The sequence below is a fragment of the Thiomicrorhabdus immobilis genome, from assembly GCF_021654855.1.
Taxonomy (GTDB): Bacteria; Pseudomonadota; Gammaproteobacteria; order Thiomicrospirales; family Thiomicrospiraceae; genus Thiomicrorhabdus; species Thiomicrorhabdus immobilis.
In genome coordinates this window covers 1,520,031-1,543,161 of sequence record NZ_AP024202.1, presented here as the reverse complement: position 1 = coordinate 1,543,161, position 23,131 = coordinate 1,520,031, and the positions used below count along the sequence as shown (strand labels likewise).

Annotated in this window: 24 protein-coding genes and 2 tRNA genes; 18 read left to right on the top strand and 8 right to left on the bottom strand. The window is 42.1% G+C overall.

Going from position 1 to position 23,131, the window contains the following annotated elements; all coding sequences use genetic code 11:
- The first annotated feature begins 78 nt into the window (after positions 1-78).
- From pal to L6421_RS07005, 5 genes are all read left to right on the top strand, one after another.
- Positions 79-654 carry a peptidoglycan-associated lipoprotein Pal gene (gene pal / locus L6421_RS07025; RefSeq protein ID WP_237260844.1) on the top strand — a complete coding sequence of 192 codons (576 nt, stop codon included), beginning with the start codon at positions 79-81 and terminating at the stop codon, positions 652-654.
- Between the two features lie 9 nt (positions 655-663).
- Positions 664-1,650: a tol-pal system protein YbgF gene (gene ybgF, locus L6421_RS07020; protein WP_237260842.1), complete on the top strand. Its 987-nt coding sequence runs from the start codon at positions 664-666 to the stop codon at positions 1,648-1,650.
- The gene (gene queC, locus L6421_RS07015) at positions 1,650-2,372 is read left to right on the top strand and encodes a 7-cyano-7-deazaguanine synthase QueC (protein WP_237260840.1); all 723 of its coding nucleotides are present in this window, start codon (positions 1,650-1,652) and stop codon (positions 2,370-2,372) included. The genes ybgF and queC overlap by 1 nt, the downstream gene beginning before the upstream one ends.
- A gap of 102 nt (positions 2,373-2,474) precedes the next feature.
- Positions 2,475-2,550: transfer RNA gene (locus L6421_RS07010), tRNA-Lys, on the top strand.
- A gap of 54 nt (positions 2,551-2,604) precedes the next feature.
- A tRNA-Lys gene (locus L6421_RS07005) sits at positions 2,605-2,680 on the top strand.
- Positions 2,681-2,837: 157 nt separating this feature from the next.
- On the opposite strand, the gene upp is transcribed toward L6421_RS07005, so the two are convergent.
- Both upp and L6421_RS06995 read right to left on the bottom strand, forming a co-directional pair.
- Complete coding sequence (upp, locus tag L6421_RS07000; RefSeq protein WP_237260838.1) at positions 2,838-3,461, bottom strand: uracil phosphoribosyltransferase; 624 nt, start codon at positions 3,459-3,461, stop codon at positions 2,838-2,840.
- 264 nt (positions 3,462-3,725) lie between these two features.
- Positions 3,726-4,493: a hypothetical protein gene (locus L6421_RS06995; RefSeq protein WP_237260836.1), complete on the bottom strand. Its 768-nt coding sequence runs from the start codon at positions 4,491-4,493 to the stop codon at positions 3,726-3,728.
- Positions 4,494-4,684: 191 nt separating this feature from the next.
- On the opposite strand from L6421_RS06995, the gene L6421_RS06990 reads away from it, so the two are divergent.
- The 7 genes from L6421_RS06990 to L6421_RS06960 all read left to right on the top strand — a co-directional run bounded on the left by L6421_RS06990 (position 4,685) and on the right by L6421_RS06960 (position 12,676).
- Positions 4,685-4,960: a hypothetical protein gene (locus L6421_RS06990; protein ID WP_237260834.1), complete on the top strand. Its 276-nt coding sequence runs from the start codon at positions 4,685-4,687 to the stop codon at positions 4,958-4,960.
- Between the two features lie 34 nt (positions 4,961-4,994).
- Positions 4,995-5,681, top strand: a complete 687-nt coding sequence (locus L6421_RS06985) for a metal-dependent transcriptional regulator (RefSeq protein ID WP_237260832.1) — start codon at positions 4,995-4,997, stop codon at positions 5,679-5,681.
- A complete protein-coding gene (glnL, locus tag L6421_RS06980) occupies positions 5,681-6,736 on the top strand; it encodes a nitrogen regulation protein NR(II) (RefSeq protein ID WP_237260830.1) in 1,056 nt (351 codons plus the stop codon). Before L6421_RS06985 ends, glnL begins: the two co-directional genes overlap by 1 nt.
- The gene (gene ntrC, locus L6421_RS06975) at positions 6,733-8,181 is read left to right on the top strand and encodes a nitrogen regulation protein NR(I) (protein WP_237260827.1); all 1,449 of its coding nucleotides are present in this window, start codon (positions 6,733-6,735) and stop codon (positions 8,179-8,181) included. The genes glnL and ntrC overlap by 4 nt, the downstream gene beginning before the upstream one ends.
- Positions 8,182-8,313: 132 nt before the next feature.
- Positions 8,314-9,081 (top strand): hypothetical protein, encoded by a 768-nt coding sequence (locus tag L6421_RS06970; protein WP_237260825.1) that lies wholly within the window; start codon positions 8,314-8,316, stop codon positions 9,079-9,081.
- A 383-nt stretch (positions 9,082-9,464) separates the two neighbouring features.
- Positions 9,465-11,894 carry a Lon protease family protein gene (locus L6421_RS06965; protein WP_237260823.1) on the top strand — a complete coding sequence of 810 codons (2,430 nt, stop codon included), beginning with the start codon at positions 9,465-9,467 and terminating at the stop codon, positions 11,892-11,894.
- A 233-nt stretch (positions 11,895-12,127) separates the two neighbouring features.
- The gene (locus tag L6421_RS06960) at positions 12,128-12,676 is read left to right on the top strand and encodes a hypothetical protein (protein WP_237260821.1); all 549 of its coding nucleotides are present in this window, start codon (positions 12,128-12,130) and stop codon (positions 12,674-12,676) included.
- A gap of 148 nt (positions 12,677-12,824) precedes the next feature.
- Here L6421_RS06960 and L6421_RS06955 read toward each other — a convergent pair whose 3' ends face one another.
- The 3 genes from L6421_RS06955 to asd form a co-directional block, all read right to left on the bottom strand.
- A complete protein-coding gene (locus L6421_RS06955) occupies positions 12,825-13,034 on the bottom strand; it encodes a cold-shock protein (protein WP_237260820.1) in 210 nt (69 codons plus the stop codon).
- Positions 13,035-13,433: 399 nt separating this feature from the next.
- Complete coding sequence (locus tag L6421_RS06950) at positions 13,434-13,772, bottom strand: P-II family nitrogen regulator (protein WP_237260819.1); 339 nt, start codon at positions 13,770-13,772, stop codon at positions 13,434-13,436.
- A gap of 16 nt (positions 13,773-13,788) precedes the next feature.
- On the bottom strand, positions 13,789-14,688 hold the full coding sequence (gene asd / locus L6421_RS06945; RefSeq protein ID WP_237260818.1) for an archaetidylserine decarboxylase: 900 nt from the start codon (positions 14,686-14,688) through the stop codon (positions 13,789-13,791).
- 237 nt (positions 14,689-14,925) lie between these two features.
- Between asd and L6421_RS06940 the strand changes: the two genes are divergently transcribed.
- The 5 genes from L6421_RS06940 to L6421_RS06920 all read left to right on the top strand — a co-directional run bounded on the left by L6421_RS06940 (position 14,926) and on the right by L6421_RS06920 (position 19,091).
- Entirely contained in the window at positions 14,926-16,203 is a 1,278-nt protein-coding gene (locus L6421_RS06940; RefSeq protein ID WP_311195298.1) for an argininosuccinate synthase, read from the top strand.
- 125 nt (positions 16,204-16,328) lie between these two features.
- Positions 16,329-16,826 carry a phosphatidylglycerophosphatase A family protein gene (locus L6421_RS06935; protein ID WP_237260815.1) on the top strand — a complete coding sequence of 166 codons (498 nt, stop codon included), beginning with the start codon at positions 16,329-16,331 and terminating at the stop codon, positions 16,824-16,826.
- A gap of 191 nt (positions 16,827-17,017) precedes the next feature.
- On the top strand, positions 17,018-17,314 hold the full coding sequence (locus tag L6421_RS06930; RefSeq protein ID WP_237260813.1) for a rhodanese-like domain-containing protein: 297 nt from the start codon (positions 17,018-17,020) through the stop codon (positions 17,312-17,314).
- Between the two features lie 110 nt (positions 17,315-17,424).
- Entirely contained in the window at positions 17,425-18,687 is a 1,263-nt protein-coding gene (locus tag L6421_RS06925) for a dicarboxylate/amino acid:cation symporter (protein ID WP_237260811.1), read from the top strand.
- Positions 18,688-18,746: 59 nt separating this feature from the next.
- Positions 18,747-19,091 carry a hypothetical protein gene (locus L6421_RS06920; RefSeq protein WP_237260809.1) on the top strand — a complete coding sequence of 115 codons (345 nt, stop codon included), beginning with the start codon at positions 18,747-18,749 and terminating at the stop codon, positions 19,089-19,091.
- Positions 19,092-19,177: 86 nt separating this feature from the next.
- On the opposite strand, the gene L6421_RS06915 is transcribed toward L6421_RS06920, so the two are convergent.
- From L6421_RS06915 to L6421_RS06905, 3 genes are all read right to left on the bottom strand, one after another.
- Positions 19,178-19,939, bottom strand: a complete 762-nt coding sequence (locus L6421_RS06915; protein ID WP_237260807.1) for a UDP-2,3-diacylglucosamine diphosphatase — start codon at positions 19,937-19,939, stop codon at positions 19,178-19,180.
- A gap of 160 nt (positions 19,940-20,099) precedes the next feature.
- The gene (locus tag L6421_RS06910) at positions 20,100-20,603 is read right to left on the bottom strand and encodes a peptidylprolyl isomerase (protein WP_237260805.1); all 504 of its coding nucleotides are present in this window, start codon (positions 20,601-20,603) and stop codon (positions 20,100-20,102) included.
- 126 nt (positions 20,604-20,729) lie between these two features.
- Complete coding sequence (locus L6421_RS06905) at positions 20,730-21,353, bottom strand: peptidylprolyl isomerase (protein WP_237260803.1); 624 nt, start codon at positions 21,351-21,353, stop codon at positions 20,730-20,732.
- Positions 21,354-21,549: 196 nt separating this feature from the next.
- Here L6421_RS06905 and cysS point away from each other — a divergent pair, with 196 nt between their 5' ends.
- Positions 21,550-22,926 (top strand): cysteine--tRNA ligase, encoded by a 1,377-nt coding sequence (gene cysS / locus L6421_RS06900; RefSeq protein ID WP_237260802.1) that lies wholly within the window; start codon positions 21,550-21,552, stop codon positions 22,924-22,926.
- The last annotated feature ends 205 nt before the right edge of the window (positions 22,927-23,131 follow it).

The window sequence follows — 23,131 nt, the reverse complement described above, 5'->3', positions numbered from 1 at the left end:
GTAGAACCCATTTCCATATATGAACATTCAAAACTTAAGCATTAAAATTAACACACAAATTAACCGATGAGGTTTCAAATGCATACATTACAAAAACTCTTTTCTATTGCGGCAATCTCTTTACTTGCGGCCTGTAGTTCAACTCCGGACAAAGCTGGCAGTGGCATGAATGACCCTGAAGTGACTACGGATACCGCACCTGGTGTTGGTGGTGACTCTGCCAATGGTGTTGAAGTGATTCCGGCAAGTGGTTCTCAGGCTGGTGGAGAAAATCTAGGAACAGGGCAATCTTTAGATGAGATGAAGATGGTGGATGTGGACTCCATTTACCCACCGATTATCTACTTTAAATACGATCAGTACGACTTAGATGATAAAGCAACGGATATTGTACGTTATCACGCCGATATCCTTATGGCGAACCCTAAACAAAAAGTGGTTTTGAAAGGGCATACCGATGAACGTGGAACCCCTGAATATAACTTGGCGTTAGGTGAGAAAAGAGCCCAGGCCGTGGCTCAGGCGATGATGTTGTTTGGTGTGCAACAAGAGCGCATTGAAGTGGTCAGCTTTGGTGAGGAGCAGCCAGAAGATGTACAAAGTAATGAAATAGCATGGCAGAAAAACCGTCGTGTAGAAATCGTAATCAAATAAGGATTGGTAATGCGTAATTTTGTTTTAATTTCAGCCGTTTCTGTTCTAAGTCTAAGTGTAGCCCTGCCAGCAAAGGCCGTTGAGGGTGCCACCTTAGATCAGCGTGTGAAACGTTTGGAACGCATGCTGGAAAATCCTGTCCTGTTGCAATTAAGTCGTCGGTTAGGTGAGCAACAGCGAGATATCCAATCATTGCAAGATGAGAACGATCGTTTGAAACGTGAACTTAAAAACCTAAGAAGTTTGATGGATAAGCGTTATAAAGAGAGTGATGAGCGTTTCAGTGCTTTAGAAGGTGGTGTCGCTTTCAACAAGAATCAAGATGAGCGAGCTGGCAGTCGTGATTCAAGTATGGATTCCAGTGCCGATTCAGACCCAAGTAAACAGGTTCAGGTTGCTGTAACTCCATCAGCGCAGAAAGGTGGTGTGAGTGACAACTCTAAAGCGGATTCAGCGGTTAAAGATTCGGTGAATGAAAATTCTATTACCGAAAATTCAAAAGCAACTGAAGCAGCATCCGATTCAGTTAATGTCGCTTCAGCAACATTAGCCACGGCTGATAAGCCTGTTGCGGCCACAGAAGGTCAAGCGGTCTCGATGCCGATTAAAACACGTACACCAACTGAGTTGGAAAAAGAGCAATATAAAGAGGCCTTTGCGTTAATGAGAGCCTCTAAATACGAAGCGTCGATTAAGTCGTTTCAGGAATTTTTAAACAATTATCCTGAGAGCGATTTAGCGAGTAATGCGGCTTATTGGAGTGGTGAAGGCTATTTGATTAAAGACCAAAACCAGGCGGCATTAGACGCTTTTATGCTGGTGATAGAGCGTTACCCGGATTCATCAAAAGTTCCTGATGCGAAACTTCGTGCCGGTGATGCGTATGATCGTTTAGGGCAAATAACGGAAGCCAAAAAATTATATCAGGACATCATCGACAGTCGTCCACATAGCAAGGCCGCTAAAAATGCGCAGAAGCGTTTGGAGAGTTATTGATGTCGCAAACGCAAAACAGTCAATCACAAGAACATTCGGTTTCACCTCAAAAAGCCGTTGTGTTGCTCTCAGGAGGGTTGGATTCAGCCACCGTATTGGCGATTGCCACTGCACAAGGTTATGAGTGCCATACCATGAGTTTTGATTACGGTCAGCGGCATCGTGCAGAGTTGGATGCGGCTGAAAAGTTGGCGGTGCAGCTGGGGGCTAAAACACATCGCGTTATGAATATGGACATGCGGGCGATTGGTGGCTCTGCGTTAACCGACAGTTCCATTGATGTCCCGGTAGGCGGGGTGGAAGAGAATGAAATTCCTATCACCTATGTGCCGGCACGAAATACGGTGTTTTTATCTTACGCTTTAGGTTTGGCAGAGGTCTTACAGGCCGATCACGTGTTTATCGGTGTCAACGCGGTAGATTACTCAGGTTACCCTGATTGCCGTCCGGAGTACATAGCCGCTTTTGAAGTCCTGGCCAATTTAGCAACCAAAGCGGGGGTTGAAGGGCATAAAATGCATATCCAAACTCCGTTGATTGATTTGAGCAAAGCGGAAATTATCCAACAAGGCATCAAAAATGGTGTGGATTACAGTTTAACGGTATCTTGCTATCAGGCGGATGAGTTGGGGCGTGCTTGTGGGGTTTGTGATTCATGTCGCTTGAGAAAACAAGGGTTTAGCGACGCTGGTGTGCCAGATCCAACGATATATCAGCCTTAATCCCCGTCTGAGTCAGATAAAAAAGTTCAAATAAATGTTAAATAATTGTCAAAAGGACTTGCACACTTTTGACAGGCTTGTATAATACGCCCCATTCCAAGCGGGTCGTTAGCTCAGCTGGTAGAGCAGTTGGCTTTTAACCAATTGGTCGAGCGTTCGAATCGCTCACGACCCACCATTTATTTTTGGGTTTGTTTGGAAACAATTTGTATTGAGCTTATCATACGATTATGGGTCGTTAGCTCAGCTGGTAGAGCAGTTGGCTTTTAACCAATTGGTCGAGCGTTCGAATCGCTCACGACCCACCATATTCTAAACCCCGTTTTTCAATAGAAAAACGGGGTTTTTTATTGTCTAGGATTTATCCTATTTAATTCCCATTTAATTTCCCTCTCTAAGAACAGCAATCAGTGGCAATGTCGTTGTGGTTTTATGAACGCTTGTTCACCAACAGATCGGTTTCTTTTACTCTGGTGTGTTGAACGCACGATCACCTGCATCGCCAAGTCCTGGAATGATAAATTTATTGCTGTCTAATGTTTTATCAATCTGGGCGATGTGAATGTCTACATCGGCATGATTGCTTTCAACAACATCTAAGCCTTCTCTTGAGCCGATGATATTCAAGCAGATGATTTTGCTAGGGTTTTTGCTTTTAATGAGGGTTGTCGCATCATTTAAAGAACCGCCTGTGGCAACCATTGGGTCTAATAACACTACAATTTTATCGTTACACTCGGGTATGCGGTCATAGTAGGTTTTGGCTTGGTGGGTGGTTTCATCTCGGCGCATTGCTAAAAAACCGCTTGGGCTATGTGGAAACAGCGAACTAAGGCCGCTTAACATGGGTAAGCCGGCACGCATAATCGGAATGAAGATTAGATCGTCCTGTTTAATGAAACTGTATTCAGCCGGTCCTTGCCAAGTATCGATGGTTGATTGGATTAATGGAGGGGTTGTTAAGGCGTTATATGCCAATAACCGGCTGAGTTCGGCAATGATTGTCTTGAATTCTTCTGCCTGTGTCTGGTTTGAGCGCAAACGGTTCACTAAGTCTTTGACAAGAGGGTGTTGTAGTTCATTAATCATCTTTGATTCCTTTGAACGATTTAATTCCCATTCTAACAAAATTAACAAAAGTGGCTAAATTAAGAGTGTTTTAGTGAGTAATGTTACAAGCGGAAAGAATCAAGGGTGAATGCATTTGGCTGAAGTGAATTAGCTGGGCTGATTTATCTAAGTTGATTCAGAGTGACTGGTTGTGTTGTGGATTCGATAGGTATTGGGTTTGGAAAACCGACCAGGCCTGTTGGTTTAGGTATTAACCAGGCCTGGTAGGTTTAAAACGACGTATTACAGGTGTTTTTCAGCGATGTCACGCAGGGTTGCAACCTCTAGGCCTGCTTGGTCTGCAAAGCCAATCGCTCGAGTAAGCCTTGCTGGCGCAGAGCGTCCCATGCAGCCATGGGCAAGGTCACCATTGATTGCCTCTATTAACCCTGACATCAAACGTGTACGTTCATTGCTCGAATCGGTTAGCCAGTCTTGGATATCTAAGACGTCATTGGCGACAGCATTCATGATCCCAGCATGTTCATTGGCCAAACCTTCAACATTACCACCGACTTCTAGGCCGGCAATGTTGGTGGTTAAGATATACAGGTTTTTGCGCACCAGTTCATAGGTCAACTCTTCTTCCGAGTCTAAAATAAAGCTTGGTAGGTCAACTTGTGAAAGGGCATCAAAAACCAATTTGGCATTTGCACCAAAAATTGGCGATGGCAATACGACCTTACTATCCATACCTTTTTTCTTTTCAAACCAAACCGAGATGACTGTCGGGTTATCGATTTCAGCGGCCTTCCAGTCCCTTGGAAGTAACTCGTTTTGCAATAGGATGACTTTGTCTTTCCATTCTTGAGGTAGGGTCTTAAGTGTTTGGGTAATGTCGGCTTCGCCTACGGCGATTAAAACGGCAGCAGGATTCGGGATTGCTTTTGCGATAACGGCAGAATCCATCTCTCTAGAAACGCCTTGTACCGGATAGCCTAAACGCAAGAAGCCTCTTGCAAATACGCTTCCTAACTCCCCTAGTCCGATAACAATAATAGGATCTTTCATTCGTTGACCTCTTGAATTAAATAACTTTTTATCTGCTGTAATTTCATTTTGTCAGCAGAAAATTTTACTGTGCAATATTGCACCAAAATGGAGGAAGTATTTCAACTCAATCGAATTTAGAGTGTAGAATATACTCACTTACAAACCATTGTGTTAATGGTTGTCATTAATAATTAGCAGGAATAGTATCAATGAATCAACAAAAAGCAAAGTTTACATGGCATTACTATGTAATGGCGTTTGGCGCTTTACTCGCGATGTTGGCGGCTACCTTGGGCACGCTAGGGGGGATTGTATCCGGTTTGGCGATTGCCGTTTTAAGTCATCCAAAACTCCAGTTTCAAGGTGTGGGACGCTTTGTTTTCTATATCTTGTTCATGATCTTATACGTTTTTGCTTTTCCCGATCCTGATGTGATCCGTGAGATGATGACCCATGGCGCTGAACCGCTTTCAGCAAACTCATAAGTGTTTTACAACGGATTAAAAGAGAGCGGTTTTAATGGCATCTAAAGCCTTGGAAGATTATCTAAAAATTATTTATAAGCTTGAAGATAAAAGCTCAGAGAAAGGGGTGCAAACCTCCGTGATTGCCGAGCGACTGTCCATCTCTCAAGCTTCTGTTTCCAATATGTTGAAAAAGTTGGCTGAGCAAGATTTTATCTCCTATGAGCCTTATTACGGGGTGAGTTTGACTGCATCGGGTCGTAAAATCGCTTTAAATATGATTCGTAAGCATCGTATTCTTGAACTCTATTTGGTCGAACGTCTGAACTATTCTTGGGATGAGGTTGATGAAGAGGCGGAAGTGCTCGAACATGCGGTTTCGGATACGTTAGCGAATCGTATGTGGGACGATTTAGGGCAGCCTACTCATGATCCTCATGGATCGCCGATTCCATCGGTTGATGGCGAGTTGGTGAAACAAAACTTAGTGCCATTGATCGATATTCCGCTAGGGCAGCAAGTCCAGGTCATTCGCATTAAAAACCGTAGTCCTGAAGAGTTACGTTATCTAGCGAATATTGGATTGACTACCGGTGTTTCATTAACGATCAAAAATATGGCACCGTTAAACGGTCCTTTGTTGGTAGAGGTTGAAGACAAGAGTCTGCATGCCATTGATTACCGGTTGGCTATGGCGTTATACGTTGGCGAACCAAAAGCTAAGAAGGCTAATCAAAAATGATGTCTAAAAGTTTTTTTTATGAAGTGCTTGAGGGTTTGACTACCGCGGTTTTGTGGTTGGATAAAAAAGAGACCATTCAGTTTATGAATGTGGCCGCCGGGGAGATTTTTCAGGTGAGTCCCAAACGAATGCTGGGAGAAAGTTGGCAGATATTGTTACCAGGCCTAGTGGATACTTTGAATCAATCGCGGGATAAACGGGTAACCATTCATGAATATGTCATCACCATTCAAGAAATGGAAAAGATTCGTGTGAGTTGTACCATTTCTCCTTATGAGTTGAATGATGAAATGGGTTGGCTTGTGGAAATCTATAATACGGAGCGCCATCACCGAATTGTTGAGGAAGATGAGCGTTGGCATCAGTATGAAGCGGGTAACCTTTTAGTTAAGACCCTTGCACATGAGGTTAAAAACCCATTGGCAGGTATTCTGGGTGCGACCCAATTGCTACAAAAACGATTTGGCACTGAAGACAAAGAGTCTGCTTTTTTAGACATTATCTCCAAGGAGGTGACCCGCCTTAAAAACTTGGTGAATCGCATGTTAGGGCCAGAAAAAACCGCAAATAAAGAAGCGCATAATGTGCATGAATTGATTCGTTATGTCTTGCAAGTGATTGAGGGTGAAAAGCCGGAAAACGTTTATGTGAAGTTGGATTATGACCCGAGTATTCCAGATATTTATATGGATTTTGACGCCATGGTACAAGCGTTATTGAACTTGATTCAAAATGGCTTGCAGGCGATGGAGAAAACGGGTGGTTTTTTAACCATCAAAACCCGTGTTGAGCATAAGTTCACCCTGGGTGCTAAAACTTATCCGTTGGTCGCTACCATCAGTATTAAGGATGAGGGTGAGGGGATTCCCAGTTCGGTATTCGATTCGATTTTTTACCCGATGGTGACCAGTAAGAAAGAGGGAACCGGTTTAGGTTTGCCCGTGGCACAAAATGTATTGCGTCAACACGATGGTTTGATTGTTGCAGAAAGTGAACCTGGTAATACGGTATTTACCGTGTATTTACCGTTGAAACAGAAGGAAGATGAGGCATGAGTATAAAGAGTGATAACGTTGCAGATAGTGTGGAACCGATTGTCTGGGTTGTTGATGATGATGCTTCAATACGCTGGGTATTAGAGGCCGCTTTGGAAGACAAGCCTTATTTGGTCAAGATTTTCGATTCGCCGTTAATTGCTTTGAAGTCTTATGATGCGTTCCCTCCATCCGTCGTGGTCAGTGATGTACGTATGCCGGATATGGATGGCTTGACCTTTATGGAAGCGTTGCATGAGTTGGATAAAAACATTCCGGTCATCATCATGACTGCGCATGCAGATTTAGACACAGCGGTAAAATCGTTCCAGAGTAAAGCGTTTGAGTATCTTCCTAAACCTTTCGATATCGATGAAGTCACCACCCTTGTCGATAGGGCGATTAAACGTTTTAAATCAGGCGGTGTCAAAAAGGTCAAACGCTCGGCTAAAACCGATAAGCAACCCCTGAATATCATTGGTGCCGCTCCCGCGATGCAGGAGGTCTTCAGGGTGTTGGGGCGTGTTTCACAATTGGATGTCACGGTGTTGATAAATGGTGAAACAGGTACCGGTAAAGAGTTGGTTGCCCAAGCATTACATGAGTTAAGCCCAAGATCGGAAGGCCCTTTTGTGGCTTTAAATACCGCCGCCATCCCCAGAGAATTATTGGAGTCTGAGCTTTTTGGACATGAAAAAGGTTCTTTTACCGGAGCGCACTCACAGCGAGTAGGACGTTTTGAACAGGCCGATGGCGGAACTCTGTTTTTAGATGAGATTGGTGATATGCCTGTTGATTTGCAAACGCGTCTGCTTCGAGTGTTGAACGACGGTAGTTTCTATCGAGTAGGGGGCAAAAGTGCTATTCAGACCAATGTTAGAATCGTAGCGGCGACTCACCAAAACATGAAACAGCTCGTGCGTGAAGGGAAATTCCGTGAGGATTTGCTTTATCGTTTGAATATTATCCGTATCAAGGTACCAGCGTTAAGGGAGCGTGCTCAAGATGTACCTTTGTTGTTACGTTTCTATTTGGAAAAAGAGGCTAAGGCGTTAGGGCTTGAAGAGAAGACATTAAGTAAAGAGGTGACTCAGTTTTTATCCAATTTACCCTGGCCTGGTAATGTTAGACAGTTAAGGAGTTTATGTACTTGGCTGACCATTATGGCGCCAGATAAAACGGTTTATATGGAAGACCTGCCTCTTGAGTTACAAAACCCTTCGGAGATAGAGGGGGACGATTGTAGTGGTGATAATTGGGAGAAACCTTTGCGTCGTTGGTCTGAAGCGTTTTTGAAAAGTGGCCGTGAAGGTCTGCATACTACCGCAGAGCAAATGTTTGAAAAAGTCTTGATCGAAGTTGCTATGAATGCCAGTGGGAATCATCGTCAAAAAGCTGCAGTGTTGCTTGGTTGGGGACGAAATACCCTAACACGTAAAACTCAGGCTTTAGGGCTTGATGAGTAATCATCATTAGTGTGAATGTATTTGAATTGATTGGATTTTAAAGATTCCGTTCGGTTCAGGTATGAGGCAATAAAATGCAAGTCTAGGCTAACGATGACATTAGTCGACTTAAATTCACTAGAGGCACTCTCAATGATATTTGAATTTTGGCAGTATTTGACCACTCCCACTCAAATTGAGCAGGCAAAAAAAATGGGATACTTAAAAGAAGCAATTGCTATGTCAGCCCGTGCCGACCGTTGTCAGCAAGAGTGGGGTATGCATTATGAAAAGTGTCAACAAGTCATCTTGCAAGCAATGACTCGAGCGGTGCAACATCGTAAAGTACTCATTTTTGGTGCAGGTTCATTAAATGATGTACCGTTGGAGGCTTTATCCAACCGGTTTGAAAGGGTGATGTTGGTGGATTTGGTGTTCTTAAAATCTGCCCGTGAGAAAGCCGCAAAATTCGATAATGTCGAATTGATAGAGCATGATGTTACCGAGTCTTTGGAGTGGATTTCAGAAGGTCAAGCCATGGTTCAAGCACCATCTACCTGGTTGGATGATCCGCATATCGATTTGGTGGTTTCCTTGAATTTAATTACTCAATTACCTCTAATCCCGGTGCGTTGGCTGCTTAATGATTATAAACTTTCCGAAGAGGCGGCTGATATAGTCGGTAAGCAATTGATCTTTGCCCACGTCAACTACCTCAAGCAATTTTCCGGTGAGGTCTGCTTGATTGCCGATCGCCTCGATATTGAGTTTGATGAACAGGGGCAGGAGGTGGAGCGCTTTGATCCTTGGTGGGATGTCGAGCCACCAAAAGCTGAGACCACCTGGGAATGGGAGGTGGTCCCTTTAGGTGAGGCCGGTAAAAAATGGCAAAAAAACCATGTAGGTGTTTCTTTCCTATAACAATATTAGGTTACAGCAACCATCTTAAAAAAAGCTTCTTTGATTAAAGGCTGAAATCATCACCGTCTTTTAAGCGTTCTGTTTTCGGTCTCTATCGTTATTCTCTATTGTCATTCTCTGCCGTTCATTACTCTTCATCTTATCGTCAAGCTTTTGGAGGTAGAAACCTATTCCAAGCATTGCTCCTTAGAGTTAATTGGCCAATCAATAGCTGGTCGATGTAGAGCTCTAAACCAACTTGATTTAACTCAACATCATGTAAAGCATTTCAATGATAGCCATGAAATGGATTTTTAGGTTTATTATTGCCATGGTATGCTGAACGGTAGTTGAATTTTACAATGTGATATTTAAACGCATTATTTAAATATGAGAGTGATTCTATGAAAAAGACGGCATCTAATGATCAAGGTCAGCCAGGAAAATATCAATTATCTAATGCGGATCTATATCATCAATGCGACCTATCCGAATTAGAATTTGAGACCACCTCCGATTTGGAGTCTTTAACTGAAAATCTAGGGCAAGATCGTGCTATGGACGCACTTAAGTTTGGTGTGGGCATGAAGCATGAGGGCTATAATTTATTTGTCTTAGGTTCAACTGGTTTAGGAAAAAACACCACCGTTAAAGCCTTATTAAAAGAGCAAGCTAAGCACGCGCAACCCCCTTTTGATTGGTGTTATGTCAACAATTTTGAGTTTCCTGAAAAACCGCTGGTTTTAAAACTCCCTAAAGGCAGGGGGAAGTCATTGCAGCAAGATATGGTGCAATTCATCTCTGACTTGTTGATTGCCATTCCCGCCGCTTTTGAAAGTGACCAGTATCAAGCCGAATATCAAACCATCCATGATGCTTTTGTGCATAAAGAAGATCTTTCATTACAGGAAATTGCCGCAAAAGCGGAAACGAACAATATCATGATGGCTCGTACCGCCACCGGTTGGAATCTTGGCCCCAAAAAAGAGGGAAGAGTGCTTACGCCACAGGAGTTCAAGCAGTTGCCGGACGATGAGCAACAGGTGATTACTCGTGTGGTCGAAGAGCTCAGAGATGAGTTGAAGAAAATCTTGTTACAGATCCCACTTTGGCAAAAAGAGATGGCTGAAAGTGTTAAAAAATTGAACCGTGATGTTTCCAATATGACGGTCACGCATTATGCTCAAGATCTGCAAGCCCATTACGCAGATATAGCCGAGGTTAAGGCATTTTTGGAACTCGTCAAACAGGATATTATCAACAACGCGGATCTGTTCAGAAAATATGCCGCTGAAAAACCACCTGCGACCTTAACCGCCAATCAATTGCCTCCAGAGTTTACCGAATATCAAATCAATGTGTTGGTTGATAACAGTACAACGGAAGGTGCACCGGTTATCTTCGAGGATAACCCTAGCTACCAAAATCTCATTGGTCGAGTGGAGCATATTGCCCACTTCGGTACTTTGCTAACCGATTTCTCGCTTATTAAATCTGGCGCTTTGCATCAGGCTAACGGTGGATACTTGGTGTTGGATGCTCGTAAGGTCTTGACGTCGCTGTATGCGTGGGATGGTCTAAAGAGAGCGTTACGTTCACATGTCGTCAAAATTGAATCCTTAGAGCAAATTCTAAGCATGGCCAGCACAATCTCACTAAAACCGGAGCCTATCGCACTGGATGTGAAGGTCGTGTTAACGGGTAGCAGGGTGTTGTACTACTTGTTGAAACAATTTGACCCAGAGTTTGGGCTGCTGTTCAAGGTGGCGGCTGATTTTTCTGAAGATATGGATCGCGACCCCGAAAATAGTTTTTTATATGCTCGCATGATAGCTGGGCTACAACAGCAAAACAAACTGTTGGCATTGGATAAAGCGGCGGTGGAGAGAGTCATTGAGCATTGTTCTAGAATGGCTGACGATGGCGAAAAAGTGTCATTGCATATGGGGAGTTTAGTCGATTTGCTAAAAGAGTCCGATTATTGGGCGCAGCAAGCTAAACGCAAGGGCATCATTAGAGAAGATGTGGAAAAAGCAATCGATAGCCGCTTAATGAGAAGCGGGCAGCTTCGTGAGCGTGTTCAAGAGTCAATATTGAGAGGGATTCACTTAATCAACACCAGTGGTGAAAAGGTCGGTCAAATCAATGGTCTGAGTGTCATACAGCTAGACGATATTAGCTTTGGACGGCCTACTCGTATTACCGCTACTGCTCGATTGGGCTCTGGTAAAGTGATTGATATTGAGCGTGAGGTTGAATTGGGTGGCGCGATTCACTCCAAAGGGGTGATGATTCTCTCCTCTTATCTTGCTTATCGTTACGCAAAAGAGAAACCTCTCGCTTTATCAGCGAGTTTGGTCTTTGAACAATCCTACGGTGAGGTTGAAGGCGATAGCGCCTCAGCTGCGGAACTGTGCGTGTTACTTTCTGCAATAGCGGATATTCCATTAAAACAGAGTTTAGCGGTGACGGGTTCTGTGAATCAACATGGAGAGATTCAGGCGATTGGTGGTGTAAATGAGAAGGTTGAAGGTTTTTTTGAACTCTGTGATAAGCGTGGTTTGACCGGGGAGCAGGGTGTTATTATCCCTGCGTCCAATAGAGTTCACCTCATGTTAAGCTCTAAAGTTTTACAAGCGGTAAAAGCTGGCCAGTTTGCAGTTTATTCGGTAGAAACGGTGGATGAGATGCTATCGATATTAAGTGGTGTGGATATGGGTGTGGCAGATAAAAAAGGCCGTTATCCTAAAGACAGTTTAAATGGCATTGTTGAACAGAAAATTCAAAAATACACCGAACTTCGTAAACAGTATTTAGAGCCAAAGAAGGATTGAATCATTGATAGATGGCTAGAAAGGTTGTCTGGATTTAAAGTTTCAGTTACTTGAGTTTTTAATTAAGCTTCGCTAAAACCAACTTAACCGTGAATAGAGTTTGAGTTAGTTATGATTTGCATAATGAATTGTAATGTTAATCGGTTGTTTTTTGCAGGCTAACTGTTTAGCATTTTGCTTATATAAAATTCAACTTTGCAGTGGATATCACTACACATCACATAGGAAATTAAATGGCAGTTTTAATTGAAGGTTATTCGATTGTTATCAATAAAGAGCAAGCATTAAAAAATCAAAAGGCTTTGGATGCGTTAGGTTCTGTAGAAGGTACTTTGCATCCAACTGCAATTTGTTCTGATGAAGATTTACTAAGAATCGGTTTTTTAGATTTAAAACAAGCCAATGAGTTTTTAGCCGCTTTAGAGGGCGGTGGTTTAGAGACCTCTAAAGATATGGTGATGCTGACTCAATTCGGTGAGAGTGAAATGCCTTGTGATTGGCTGAGCACTCAATTTACAAAATTGAAAGATAACACTTTAATCTGTTTGGCGAGCAAAGTCTCGAGCAAGCCGGTAAAAGGCGTGGCCATGCCAAAAGGTTGGAGTTTGGAAACCTCATTATTAAAACGCTATTATGAAGAGCGTATTAACTATATGCATGAAGGTTATCGTTTGTTGCGTGAGGAGCCAATGCATAGCGTATATAAACACAATCAAACCGGCAATGAGGTGCGTCTGTTAAGGTTAACGGTAAAAGAGATGGCAGAGTCTGAACTTCAATAGAAAGTTTGCTGAAGAGTGCTGTAGGTGAGCACTTTGTAATATTGTTTATTTTAGATACAAAAAAGGCAGGTTTTGAAACCTGCCTTTTTTATGGTTGGTAATCTTTAAACTCAACTTAACTCAAGGTTAAGAGAGTTTATCTTAAAGATTAAATCGCAACGATGTTTTCAGCTTGTGGACCTTTAGGACCTTGAGTTACTGTGAACTCAACTGCTTGACCTTCAGCTAGCGTTTTGAAACCAGAACCAGTGATTGCACTGAAATGTGCGAAAACATCTGGACCAGATTCTTGCTCTAGAAAACCAAAACCTTTAGATTCGTTGAACCACTTAACGGTTCCTTTAACTGCATTAGACATAATAATTATCCTGAATTATATTTGAGAGTATTGCCTCAAGAGGCTTGTGTAGCATGGAAATCTTGACTGATACTTTAAAAACTTCAGAACGGGGTGTTACGAATAAAACAGCGAAATGTAGGTTGTAAATTTTAGGCTTTCTTTCTTGCTGAGGAGTACACTACAGAGTTTAGGGGGGAATGTCCAGCATTAATTGAATTTATTTTTATGGATTGATAGATATCTAGTGGCAAACAGCGATAAAAGGGTGTCGTGAATATAAAAATAAGAGGCCTGATTTGCTTGTCTATACGATTACCAGGCCAGTTGCGCACTTAAAATTTTTTCGATTGAATAAAAACGCCACTAAAAAGTGGCGTTATATTGAACTTGTATTTACCCAATAGGCTTTGCGCTAGATTACAACGCTTCTGTACCCGTTTCACCTGTACGAATACGGATTGTCTGTTCAATATTGGTTACGAAAATCTTACCATCACCAATTTTGCCTGTTTGAGCAGCATTGATAATCGCTTCAATCGCAGAGTCAACCATTTCGCCTTTAATCGCAATTTCAAGCTTGAGTTTAGGAAGAAAATCTACAACGTACTCAGCACCACGATACATTTCGGTATGACCTTTTTGACGACCATAACCTTTAACCTCGGTAACAGTCATACCGTGGATATCAATCTCATGTAACGCATCGCGAACATCATCTAATTTAAACGGTTTAATTACTGCTGTAATCAGTTTCATATTTCTTCCTTAATGATTAAGAATGTTGGTCTTGCTGTTCATTACTGTTTGAACTATTTGGGTATTTTGCCAAATGTTCACCCATTTTAATAGGGGTGTCGCTATGAATCTTGCCTAATTCTGGTAACTGCCCTTTAGGTGTAAGTAAAACCACGGTGGAGCCCATATTGAATCGACCGATTTCGTCGCCTTTGCTGAATTCAATATTTTCGTCTTGATAGTCCCAATGTTGAATTGTCGGCTCGTAATCCGGCGTGATTTTACCTTGCCAGACGGTTTCCATGCTACCGACAAAAATCGCTCCGACCATAATTAAGCAAAATGGACCCTGTTCATTTTCAAAACGAATCACCAAACGTTCATTACGTGCGAATAATCCATCTACTTGACGCACCGTAGCAGGGTTAACCGCAAACAAGTCGCCTGGAACGTAGGTCATCGATAATAGCTTGGCATCAACCGGTATATGAATTCGGTGGTAGTCTTTTGGCGATAGATAAATGACCGCGGCATCGCCGTCTTGGAATTGTTTGGCATAACCAATGTCTCCACCCACCAAAGCTTCAACGGTATAAGGGTGGCATTTGGCTTGAATGATTTTATTACCTTCAATGTGGGTGGATTGACTGATCAACCCATCTACCGGGCTTACCCAGCTATTTGGTGTTGGGTCAATCGGGCGTGCTTCTGGTTTTAAAGTTCGGGTAAAAAAAGCGTTGAAGTGAGGGTAGTTGTTAATATCTTCATCGGCCGCTTCACTGATATTGATACCGTAAACTTTGGTTAGAAGCTTGATTACGTTATTTTTAATCCATGGTGTTTCAACCTGCATGAACCAGTGCATACCACTCGAAAGTAGGTGTTTAGGTATGAAATATTGGGGTGTGACTTTAATAAAGTCCATTAGTTTTGCCATGACAAAGCGTTCCTGAATTTTTTATATTCTTTAGTTAATGGGATTCTAATGTAAATATTTCAAGGAGGCTAATTAATCTTTTGTTATTACTTTGAATATCTACTTCACTTGACCTAAAAATAACGGGGTTTTTTAAGTGCTATGTCGAATTTTTTGCGTTTTGAATCAAGCGTATGTTTTTTGTTCAAAATGGATACGAATAATTTGTAAGTTAGAGTGAATCCAACACCTAAATTTATGATGTTTTTGGCTGTTTCATGTATAATTCGCGCAATTAATCGTTTTATAGTAAGGAAAACAATCATGTCTGATGTTAAAAAGGTCGTTTTAGCCTATTCTGGTGGTTTAGATACTTCAATTATCGCTAAGTGGTTACAGGATGAATATAACTGCGAAGTGGTGACTTTTACCGCTGATATCGGTCAGGGTGAAGAGATTGAACCTGCTCGTGCTAAAGCTCAAGCAATGGGGATTAAAGAAATCTACATTGAAGACCTGCGTGAAGAGTTCGCTCGTGATTTCGTTTTCCCTATGATGCGTGCTAACGCAATCTATGAAGGGGAGTATCGTTTAGGTACTTCAATCGCTCGTCCTCTAATCTCGAAACGTTTGGTTGAAATCGCGAAAGAAGTCGGTGCCGATGCTATCTCTCATGGTGCGACCGGTAAAGGTAATGACCAGGTACGTTTTGAATTGAATGCTTATGCGTTAATGCCTGAGGTTAAAGTGATTGCGCCTTGGCGTGAGTGGGATTTGATGTCTCGTGAAAAGTTGATGGCTTATGCTGAAGAGCATGGTATTTCGATTGAGAAGAAAAAAGGTAAAAAATCACCTTACTCAATGGATGCAAACTTACTTCATATCTCTTATGAAGGTGGGATTATTGAACACCCTGAAAACGAGCCAGAAGAAGATATGTGGTTATGGACGGTTTCTCCAGAAAACGCACCAGATGTCGCGACTTACTTAGATATCGAGTTTGAAAAAGGTGATATCGTTGGAATCAACGGTGAAAAAATGTCACCAGCAACCGTTATGGAATTTTTGAACAAAGTGGGTGGTGAAAACGGGATTGGTCGTGATGATATCGTCGAAAACCGCTTTGTGGGAATGAAGGCTCGTGGTTGTTATGAAACCCCGGCGGGAACCATTATGCTTAAGGCGCACCGTGCAATGGAGTCTTTAACATTAGACCGTAATGCGGCTCACCTGAAAGATGAGTTAATGCCTAAGTACGCTGAAATGATCTACAACGGTTTCTGGTTTGCTCCAGAGCGTGAAATGTTACAGGCGTTGATTGACCAGTCACAAACTTATGTTTCTGGTAACGTGCGTGTCAAACTGTATAAAGGTAATGTTGTTGTGGTTGGCCGCACTTCCGAGAACAGCTTGTTTGATGAGAATATTGCCACGTTTGAAGATGATGGCGGAGCCTATAACCATAAAGATGCGGAAGGCTTCATTAAGTTGAATGCCTTGCGCTTGAAAACGGCAGCAAAAAGACGTTCTAAGTAATTAGGCTTTAAATCAAAAACAGCGTTAGAAATAACGCTGTTTTTATATGTGGCATCTAAACGTTACAGATATGCCCGTGAGCTATTCAATTCGATAACCACTCTACATCAATCAGCTATAACGATATGTCAAAAAATAAACCAAGAATCCCTAAATTTTCTGAACTATTACATAATCCAATGTTGATGCTTGGCTTTGGTTTTGGTTCGGGATTGTCGCCCAAAGGCCCTGGTACCGCTGGAACCTTGTTGGGGTTATTATTGTTTTTGCCTATTTTGCTATGGTCAGAATGGTTCGCCTGGTTGGTATTTGCGTTAGCTCTGTTTTTAGGAAGTCACATTTGTGGTAAATCTTCAGAATATATGCAAGTTCATGACCATGGCGGTATTGTGTGGGATGAGTTTGTAGGGATTTGGCTGGTATTGTTGGTGCTCCCTGAACAGAATTGGCAATATTGGTTTGCTGCCTTTGTTGCTTTTAGAGTTTTTGATATATGGAAACCTTGGCCAATCAAGAGTGTGGATGAGCAAGTTTCAGGCGGTTTTGGCATTATGCTGGATGACGTACTTGCCGCTTTTTATGCTATTGCGGTGATTTGGTTGGCCTATGTTTTTATCGCTTAGGACGTCAATTGGTAGGACATCGTCGACACCTAAATGAATTAGATTCAATTAATAACGATTAGGGTTCTAAAAGGTATAACCTTTGCTTGGGGGGATATTAATAGTTTAACGTCTTCTTAAACTATTAAAGCGAATTGATTTAAGGTATATTACGCACCAAATAAAAACATACAATTGGGAGTTGAGAAATTATGTTTATTCCATGCGATGACGCAAAACGCTTAATTAAAGAAAAAAATGCACAGTTAGTCGATGTTCGCACTCCAGAAGAATTCGCTATGAGTAAATTGCCGGGTGCTATCAATATTCCATTACAGGACATTGATCGTGTCGGTGAAAGCTTATTGGACGCCGATTTACCGGTAATCGTATTCTGTCGTTCTGGTCAGCGTTCACATATGGCGATGCAAATCTTGTTATCGCAAAGCTTTTCTGAAGTGTACAACCTAGGGTCATTCATGGCTTGGCATCAATGCCCGGATCTATAGTTTGAATACCTTTGATTAGGTCTTTTTGAAAAAAGCGCTTAAGGCTCCTGTTTTAAGCGCTTTTTTTATATCATTAAATACACCATAAAAGCTCTTTAAGGGATATGAATATGAAATTAGCACTACATTGGCAGATTTTGATTGCATTGGTTATCGCCACGGCTATGGGAGCGTATACGGGTGTTGAAGGCACTATTTGGGGCGTTCATTGGTTAGCAATCTATACCTTTATTGGCACACTTTTTTTAAACGCGTTAAAGATGATTGTTGTGCCTTTAGTGGTTTCAGCCATTATCACGGGGATTGCCAATGTGGGGAGTCAAGGTGGTTTTGGTCGCTTAGGGATGAAGACCATTGGTTATTATCTAGCGACCAGTCTGATTGCGATTTTAATTGGTTTGGTGTTGGTGAATATCATTCAACCCGGGGTTTCAAATAATCCCCCTCCGGTAATCGAAGCGAATGAAACAGTGACAATGGCTGTTGAAGGCAAATCCGCTGGCGATGTGGTTGAAGTCTTTCTGCGCATGATTCCAACCAACGTGGTGAATGCGGCCGCTCAAGGTCAAATGTTGGGTTTGATCTTCTTCAGTTTATTGTTTGGTTTTTTTATGACGAGGCTAAAAGGGGATGTCGCTACGACTATGAATAACTTTTGGCTGGGTGTCTTCGAAGTCATGATGTTAATGACCGATTTGATCATGAAGTTCGCCCCGTTAGGGGTATTTGGTTTGGTGGCCGCTTCAGTTGCCAAAACCGGTTTTGAGCAATTCGGTAATCTAGCGCTGTTCTTTATGACGGTGGTTCTCGCTTTAGGGGTTCACTTTTTGGTGGTTATGCCGCTTATCTTAAAATTTGTTGGCGGAATCAAAAATCCTTGGTTGCATTATCAGGCTATGGCTCCGGCATTGCTTACCGCGTTTTCAACCAGTTCGTCTTCGTCAACACTTCCGATCTCTATGAACTCTGTTGAGCATAGAGCGGGTGTTTCCAACCGGGTAACGAGTTTTGTTTTACCGTTGGGGGCGACGATCAATATGGACGGCACGGCACTTTATGAATGTGTAGCGGCTATTTTCATAGCGCAATTATTCGGTGTCGAATTAGACTTTGCTACCCAATTGCTTATCGTTGTTGTGGCGTTAACCACTTCTATCGGCGTGGCGGGGATTCCATCGGCCAGTTTGGTCGCGATAAGCATTATTTTAGTGGCGGTCGGTTTGCCTGCGGAGGCGATCGGTTTGCTGTTGGTGGTGGATAGGATTTTGGATATGATGCGCACCGCGGTGAATATCTTCAGTGATTCGGTAGGAGCTGTCGTGATTGCTAAAACCGAAGGTGAAAAGCACGTTTTAGTAACAAAGAATTTTTAATTATAAATAAAGTTACCAGGCCTGGTAACTTTACAAAACGAATCTTTGAGGGTGTTATTTTGATATTGACCTTGACGGAGTTACAGGACCGTAATGTTGACGATAGTCTGGTTTTAGAACCAGAGTTGAAGAGATTACTGGATAAATATATCGATGATTACAGCGATGATTTTGTCCAAGATATGAGTCATATTAGCCAAGCGGCCAATTATGCTGGGAATATCGCAGTGGATGCTATCGTACATTTAAAAGACAATTTATACCGTTGTGATTACAGTTATGATTGGGCCATTGCTTGGACCTGTTCAGGAACGCAAGAAGCGGGGCGTGTAAAAGAGAAGGTGCGTTTTACCGTAGAAACTGATGGCGAGTTACACTTTAAGTTTTTGAAACTGGATGCTTAAAAAACCATCAAGCTTGTTAGGAAGTTGCTGAAAAAAAACGCTTTGAAAGCGGTTTTTTTCATTGTATGGAATATCTTAGTAGCAGGTTAGCAATGGTTAGGGTAATCAATAAGCTGCGGGCCATTGTGGTCAATTAATATAATCTTCGCCTGCGGCCGCCAATCGCCTAACACCCAACGATGTAAGCGCTTATGTTCCGCTTCAATAATATGGTGTTCTGGACGGTGGGTATGTCCATGAACCATATGGTTGACTTGAGGGTGAAGCTTAAAAAGTTCGCAAACGGTGTTTTGATTGACGTCCATGATTTGTGGTGTTTTTTGTTGGCTATGCTGTTTGGAACTGTGGCGCATCTTATTGCCGATGGTTAAACGGCGCTTACGGCTTAAATGCAAGAAAATCCACTGTACCAACCGATTTCTAAACAGTTTACGCATTCTTTGATAACCGATGTCATCGGTGCATAAGCTATCGCCATGCAAAAACAGATAAGGTTCGTTATAAAGTCTTGCTACGGTAATGTCGTCAAGGATGGTAATGCCGGTAGCCACACAAAACGCTTGCTTCATCAAAAAATCGCGGTTGCCGTATTGTAGATAAATTGGCAGGCCTGCATCGGTTAAGCTTTTAAATTTTTGGATGATAGTCGAATATTGTTCAAGCCCAATATCATCCCCCACCCATATCTCAAACAGGTCGCCTAAGATATATAAAGCATCGGCTTTGGCGGCTTCAAGCTCCAAAAAATCATAAAAGGCTTGATTGATAGGGTGCTCTTGCTCAGGTTGAAGGTGAATGTCGGCAACCACTAGTGTGAATGGATTGGGTGAGGGGATAGAGTTTTGCATGGCATGATTCTAACAAGAATATAGGCCAACACCTAGTGATTTGAATGCTTTTAACGGCTTTTGATGGCTTTGCTGCCCGTCTTTTTAAAATGATGTGTTAAAAACAAAAAAGCCGAGTTTTGAACTCGGCTTGATTTAAAAATAAACTTGTTTTAGATGATTAATCTTCAATCAAAGTCGTTTTTAAAATGGTAATGTCATCAACCGGAACATCTTGGTGTCCCATGCGGCTTGTGGTTTCCACTTTAGCCATCGCATCGACCACATCCATACCATCGGTTACTTTACCAAATACCGCATATCCCCAACCTTGCATGTCTTTGCCGGTGTGATTAAGGAAACCGTTGTCTTTTAGGTTGATGAAGAATTGTGTGGTTGCTGAATGAGGGTCACCAGTACGCGCATAAGCGATTGTCCCGCGATCATTTTTAAGGCCGTTATCGGCTTCGTTTTCGATTGGAGCGCCAGACGCTTTATCTTGCATTCCCTCAACCATACCGCCACCTTGAACCATGAAGTTAGGGATGATACGGTGGAAAATCGTACCTTTGTAAAAACCTTCCATTACATAATGAATGAAGTTCTCAGCGCCAATCGGTGCTTTTTCATCATCTAGTTCAACTGTGATGTTTCCCATTGTGGTTTCAATAACGACTTTTGACATGGATTATCCTTGTTTTGTATTTATAAAATCATGCGCGGTATTTTACTTGATTGTGCATATCAAATCGAAGATTTACAGAATCAAATCTTAGATTTCTAAAATCAAATCTAAGATTTCTAGAATCCATTACTTGATTTGACGGGCTTTGATGATTTTTACGGTTTTGATCGGTACATCTTTCATACCGTTTTTAAAACCGGTTCTCACCATGCGAATTTTATTGACGGTTTTCATGCCGCTTATGACCTTACCGAACACGGCATAGCCCCAAGCGCGAGGGGTTTTTTCACGAAAATCTAAGAAAGTGTTTTGTGCGACATTGATGAAAAACTGCGCCGTAGCCGAATGTGGGTCATTGGTTCTCGCCATCGCAACCGTACCAATGCGGTTACGTAGCCCGTTGTCCGCTTCATTTTGAATGGGGGCATGAGTGATTTTCTTCTCAAAATCTTCAGTAAAACCGCCACCTTGCACCATGAATCCAGGAATCACGCGGTGGAAAATCGTATTGTCATAAAACTCTTCATTAACGTAAGTCAAAAAGTTTTCAACGGTTTTTGGCGCCTTGTCTGGGTATAGCTCAAGTACGATGGTCCCTTCGGTGGTTTCGATTAATACTTGCGGTGCTTTTGCAGGAGTTTTGCTGGCCACTTCAGCTTGAGTTTCGGTTGTTGTTTGAGCAAAGACACTGCTGCTGATAAAAGCAGTTAGCAGGGCGGCTTTAAAGGTTAAAAACAGTCTTCTATTCATGATTCACTCCAACATATTAAATCGGTTATAAGATACAATATGCAGCATTCTAACACCTAGGTTAAATAGGCTGAACAGTTTCTAACTTAATTTTAAGGATTGAGTCAGCATCTTGGTGCGGTTCTTAATACTGTACCCAATGTTACATGCCTTTTTAACGTAAACCCCATAAATGAAACGACACGGCAGGAAGACTATGAGCCTACAAATTTTTAATACGGAAACCCGTACAAAACAGGTTTTTACCCCAATCCACCCTGGAAAAGTAGGCATGTATGTATGTGGTGTAACGGTTTATGACTTATGTCATATCGGCCATGCTCGTGTCATGGTGGTTTTCGATACGGTTGTACGTCATTTAAGAGCTTTGGGTTACGACGTTAATTATGTGCGCAATATCACCGATATCGACGATAAGATCATTAAACGTGCTTTAGAGAATGGTGAGTCCATTCAATCTTTAACGGAACGTATGATTGAAGAGATGCATGCCGATGAAAAAGCGATGAATGTGCTACGTCCGGATATGGAGCCAAAAGCGACCGAGCATATGGATGAGATTCGTCATATGATTGAAACCTTGATAGAGAAAGGCTTTGCTTATCCGGCAGACAATGGCGATGTCTATTTTAAAGTCAAAGCCTTTGCGGAATACGGGCGTTTATCCGGAAAAAATATTGATGACCTTGAGTCTGGCGCTCGTGTCGATGTTAATGAAGTCAAGCAAGATCCGTTGGATTTCGTGCTTTGGAAGGCTTCCAAAGAGAATGAACCAAGTTGGGATTCCTCTTGGGGTGATGGGCGTCCAGGTTGGCATATCGAGTGTTCAGCCATGTCTACCAAGTGTTTAGGTAACCATTTTGATATTCACGGTGGCGGAATGGATTTGTCTTTCCCACACCATGAAAACGAGATTGCCCAGTCAGAATGCGCTACAGGTGAACATTATGTAAACACGTGGATGCACTGTGGTTTTGTGCGTATCGATGATGAGAAAATGTCCAAGTCACTAAATAACTTCTTTACCATTCGAGAGGTGTTGAAAGTCTATCACCCAGAAGTGATTCGTTATTTCTTGTTATCGAGCCATTACCGTAGTCCGGTGAACTATTCCGAAGAGAATTTGAATAGTGCGAAGGCGAGTGTTGGGCGATTGTATTCGGCTTTAGAAAGTGTTGAGCTGAATGAACTTATCGAGCCTGCGAAGGGTACGGAGTTCGAAGCGGAATTTATGGCCGTTATGAACGATGATTTCAATACACCTAAAGCCATTGCGGTATTGTTTGAGTTGGCGAAAGAAGTCAATAAAACGAAACAACCAGGCCTGGCCGCTTTATTGGTTAAGTTGGCAAATCAAATTGGATTATTAGAACAGAGTGCCGAGAGTTTCTTTAAATCACAACCCAGCGATTCCGACTTAAGTGATGAGATGATTGCACAATACATTGCGGAAAGAAAAACGGCGAGAGCAGAAAAAAACTTTGCCAGATCAGATGAGATTCGTGATTTATTGAGTGAACAAGGGATTGAATTATTGGATAGTGCGGAAGGAACAACTTGGCGTAGGATATAAAAAGAGTTAATTTTTTAGGAATACAAAGCCCGCTGTTTATAAGGGTTTGCTGTACAGCTTGCTGTATTAGGCTGGTGTAGGGCAATATCCTTATAAAAAATATGTATTTTAATCAACTGCTTAAAACTGCTTATTAAGTTTTCTTATTTAGAAAAAGGCTTATTTATATTTGACAAGATAAGGAAATGCTAATATAATTCGCTCA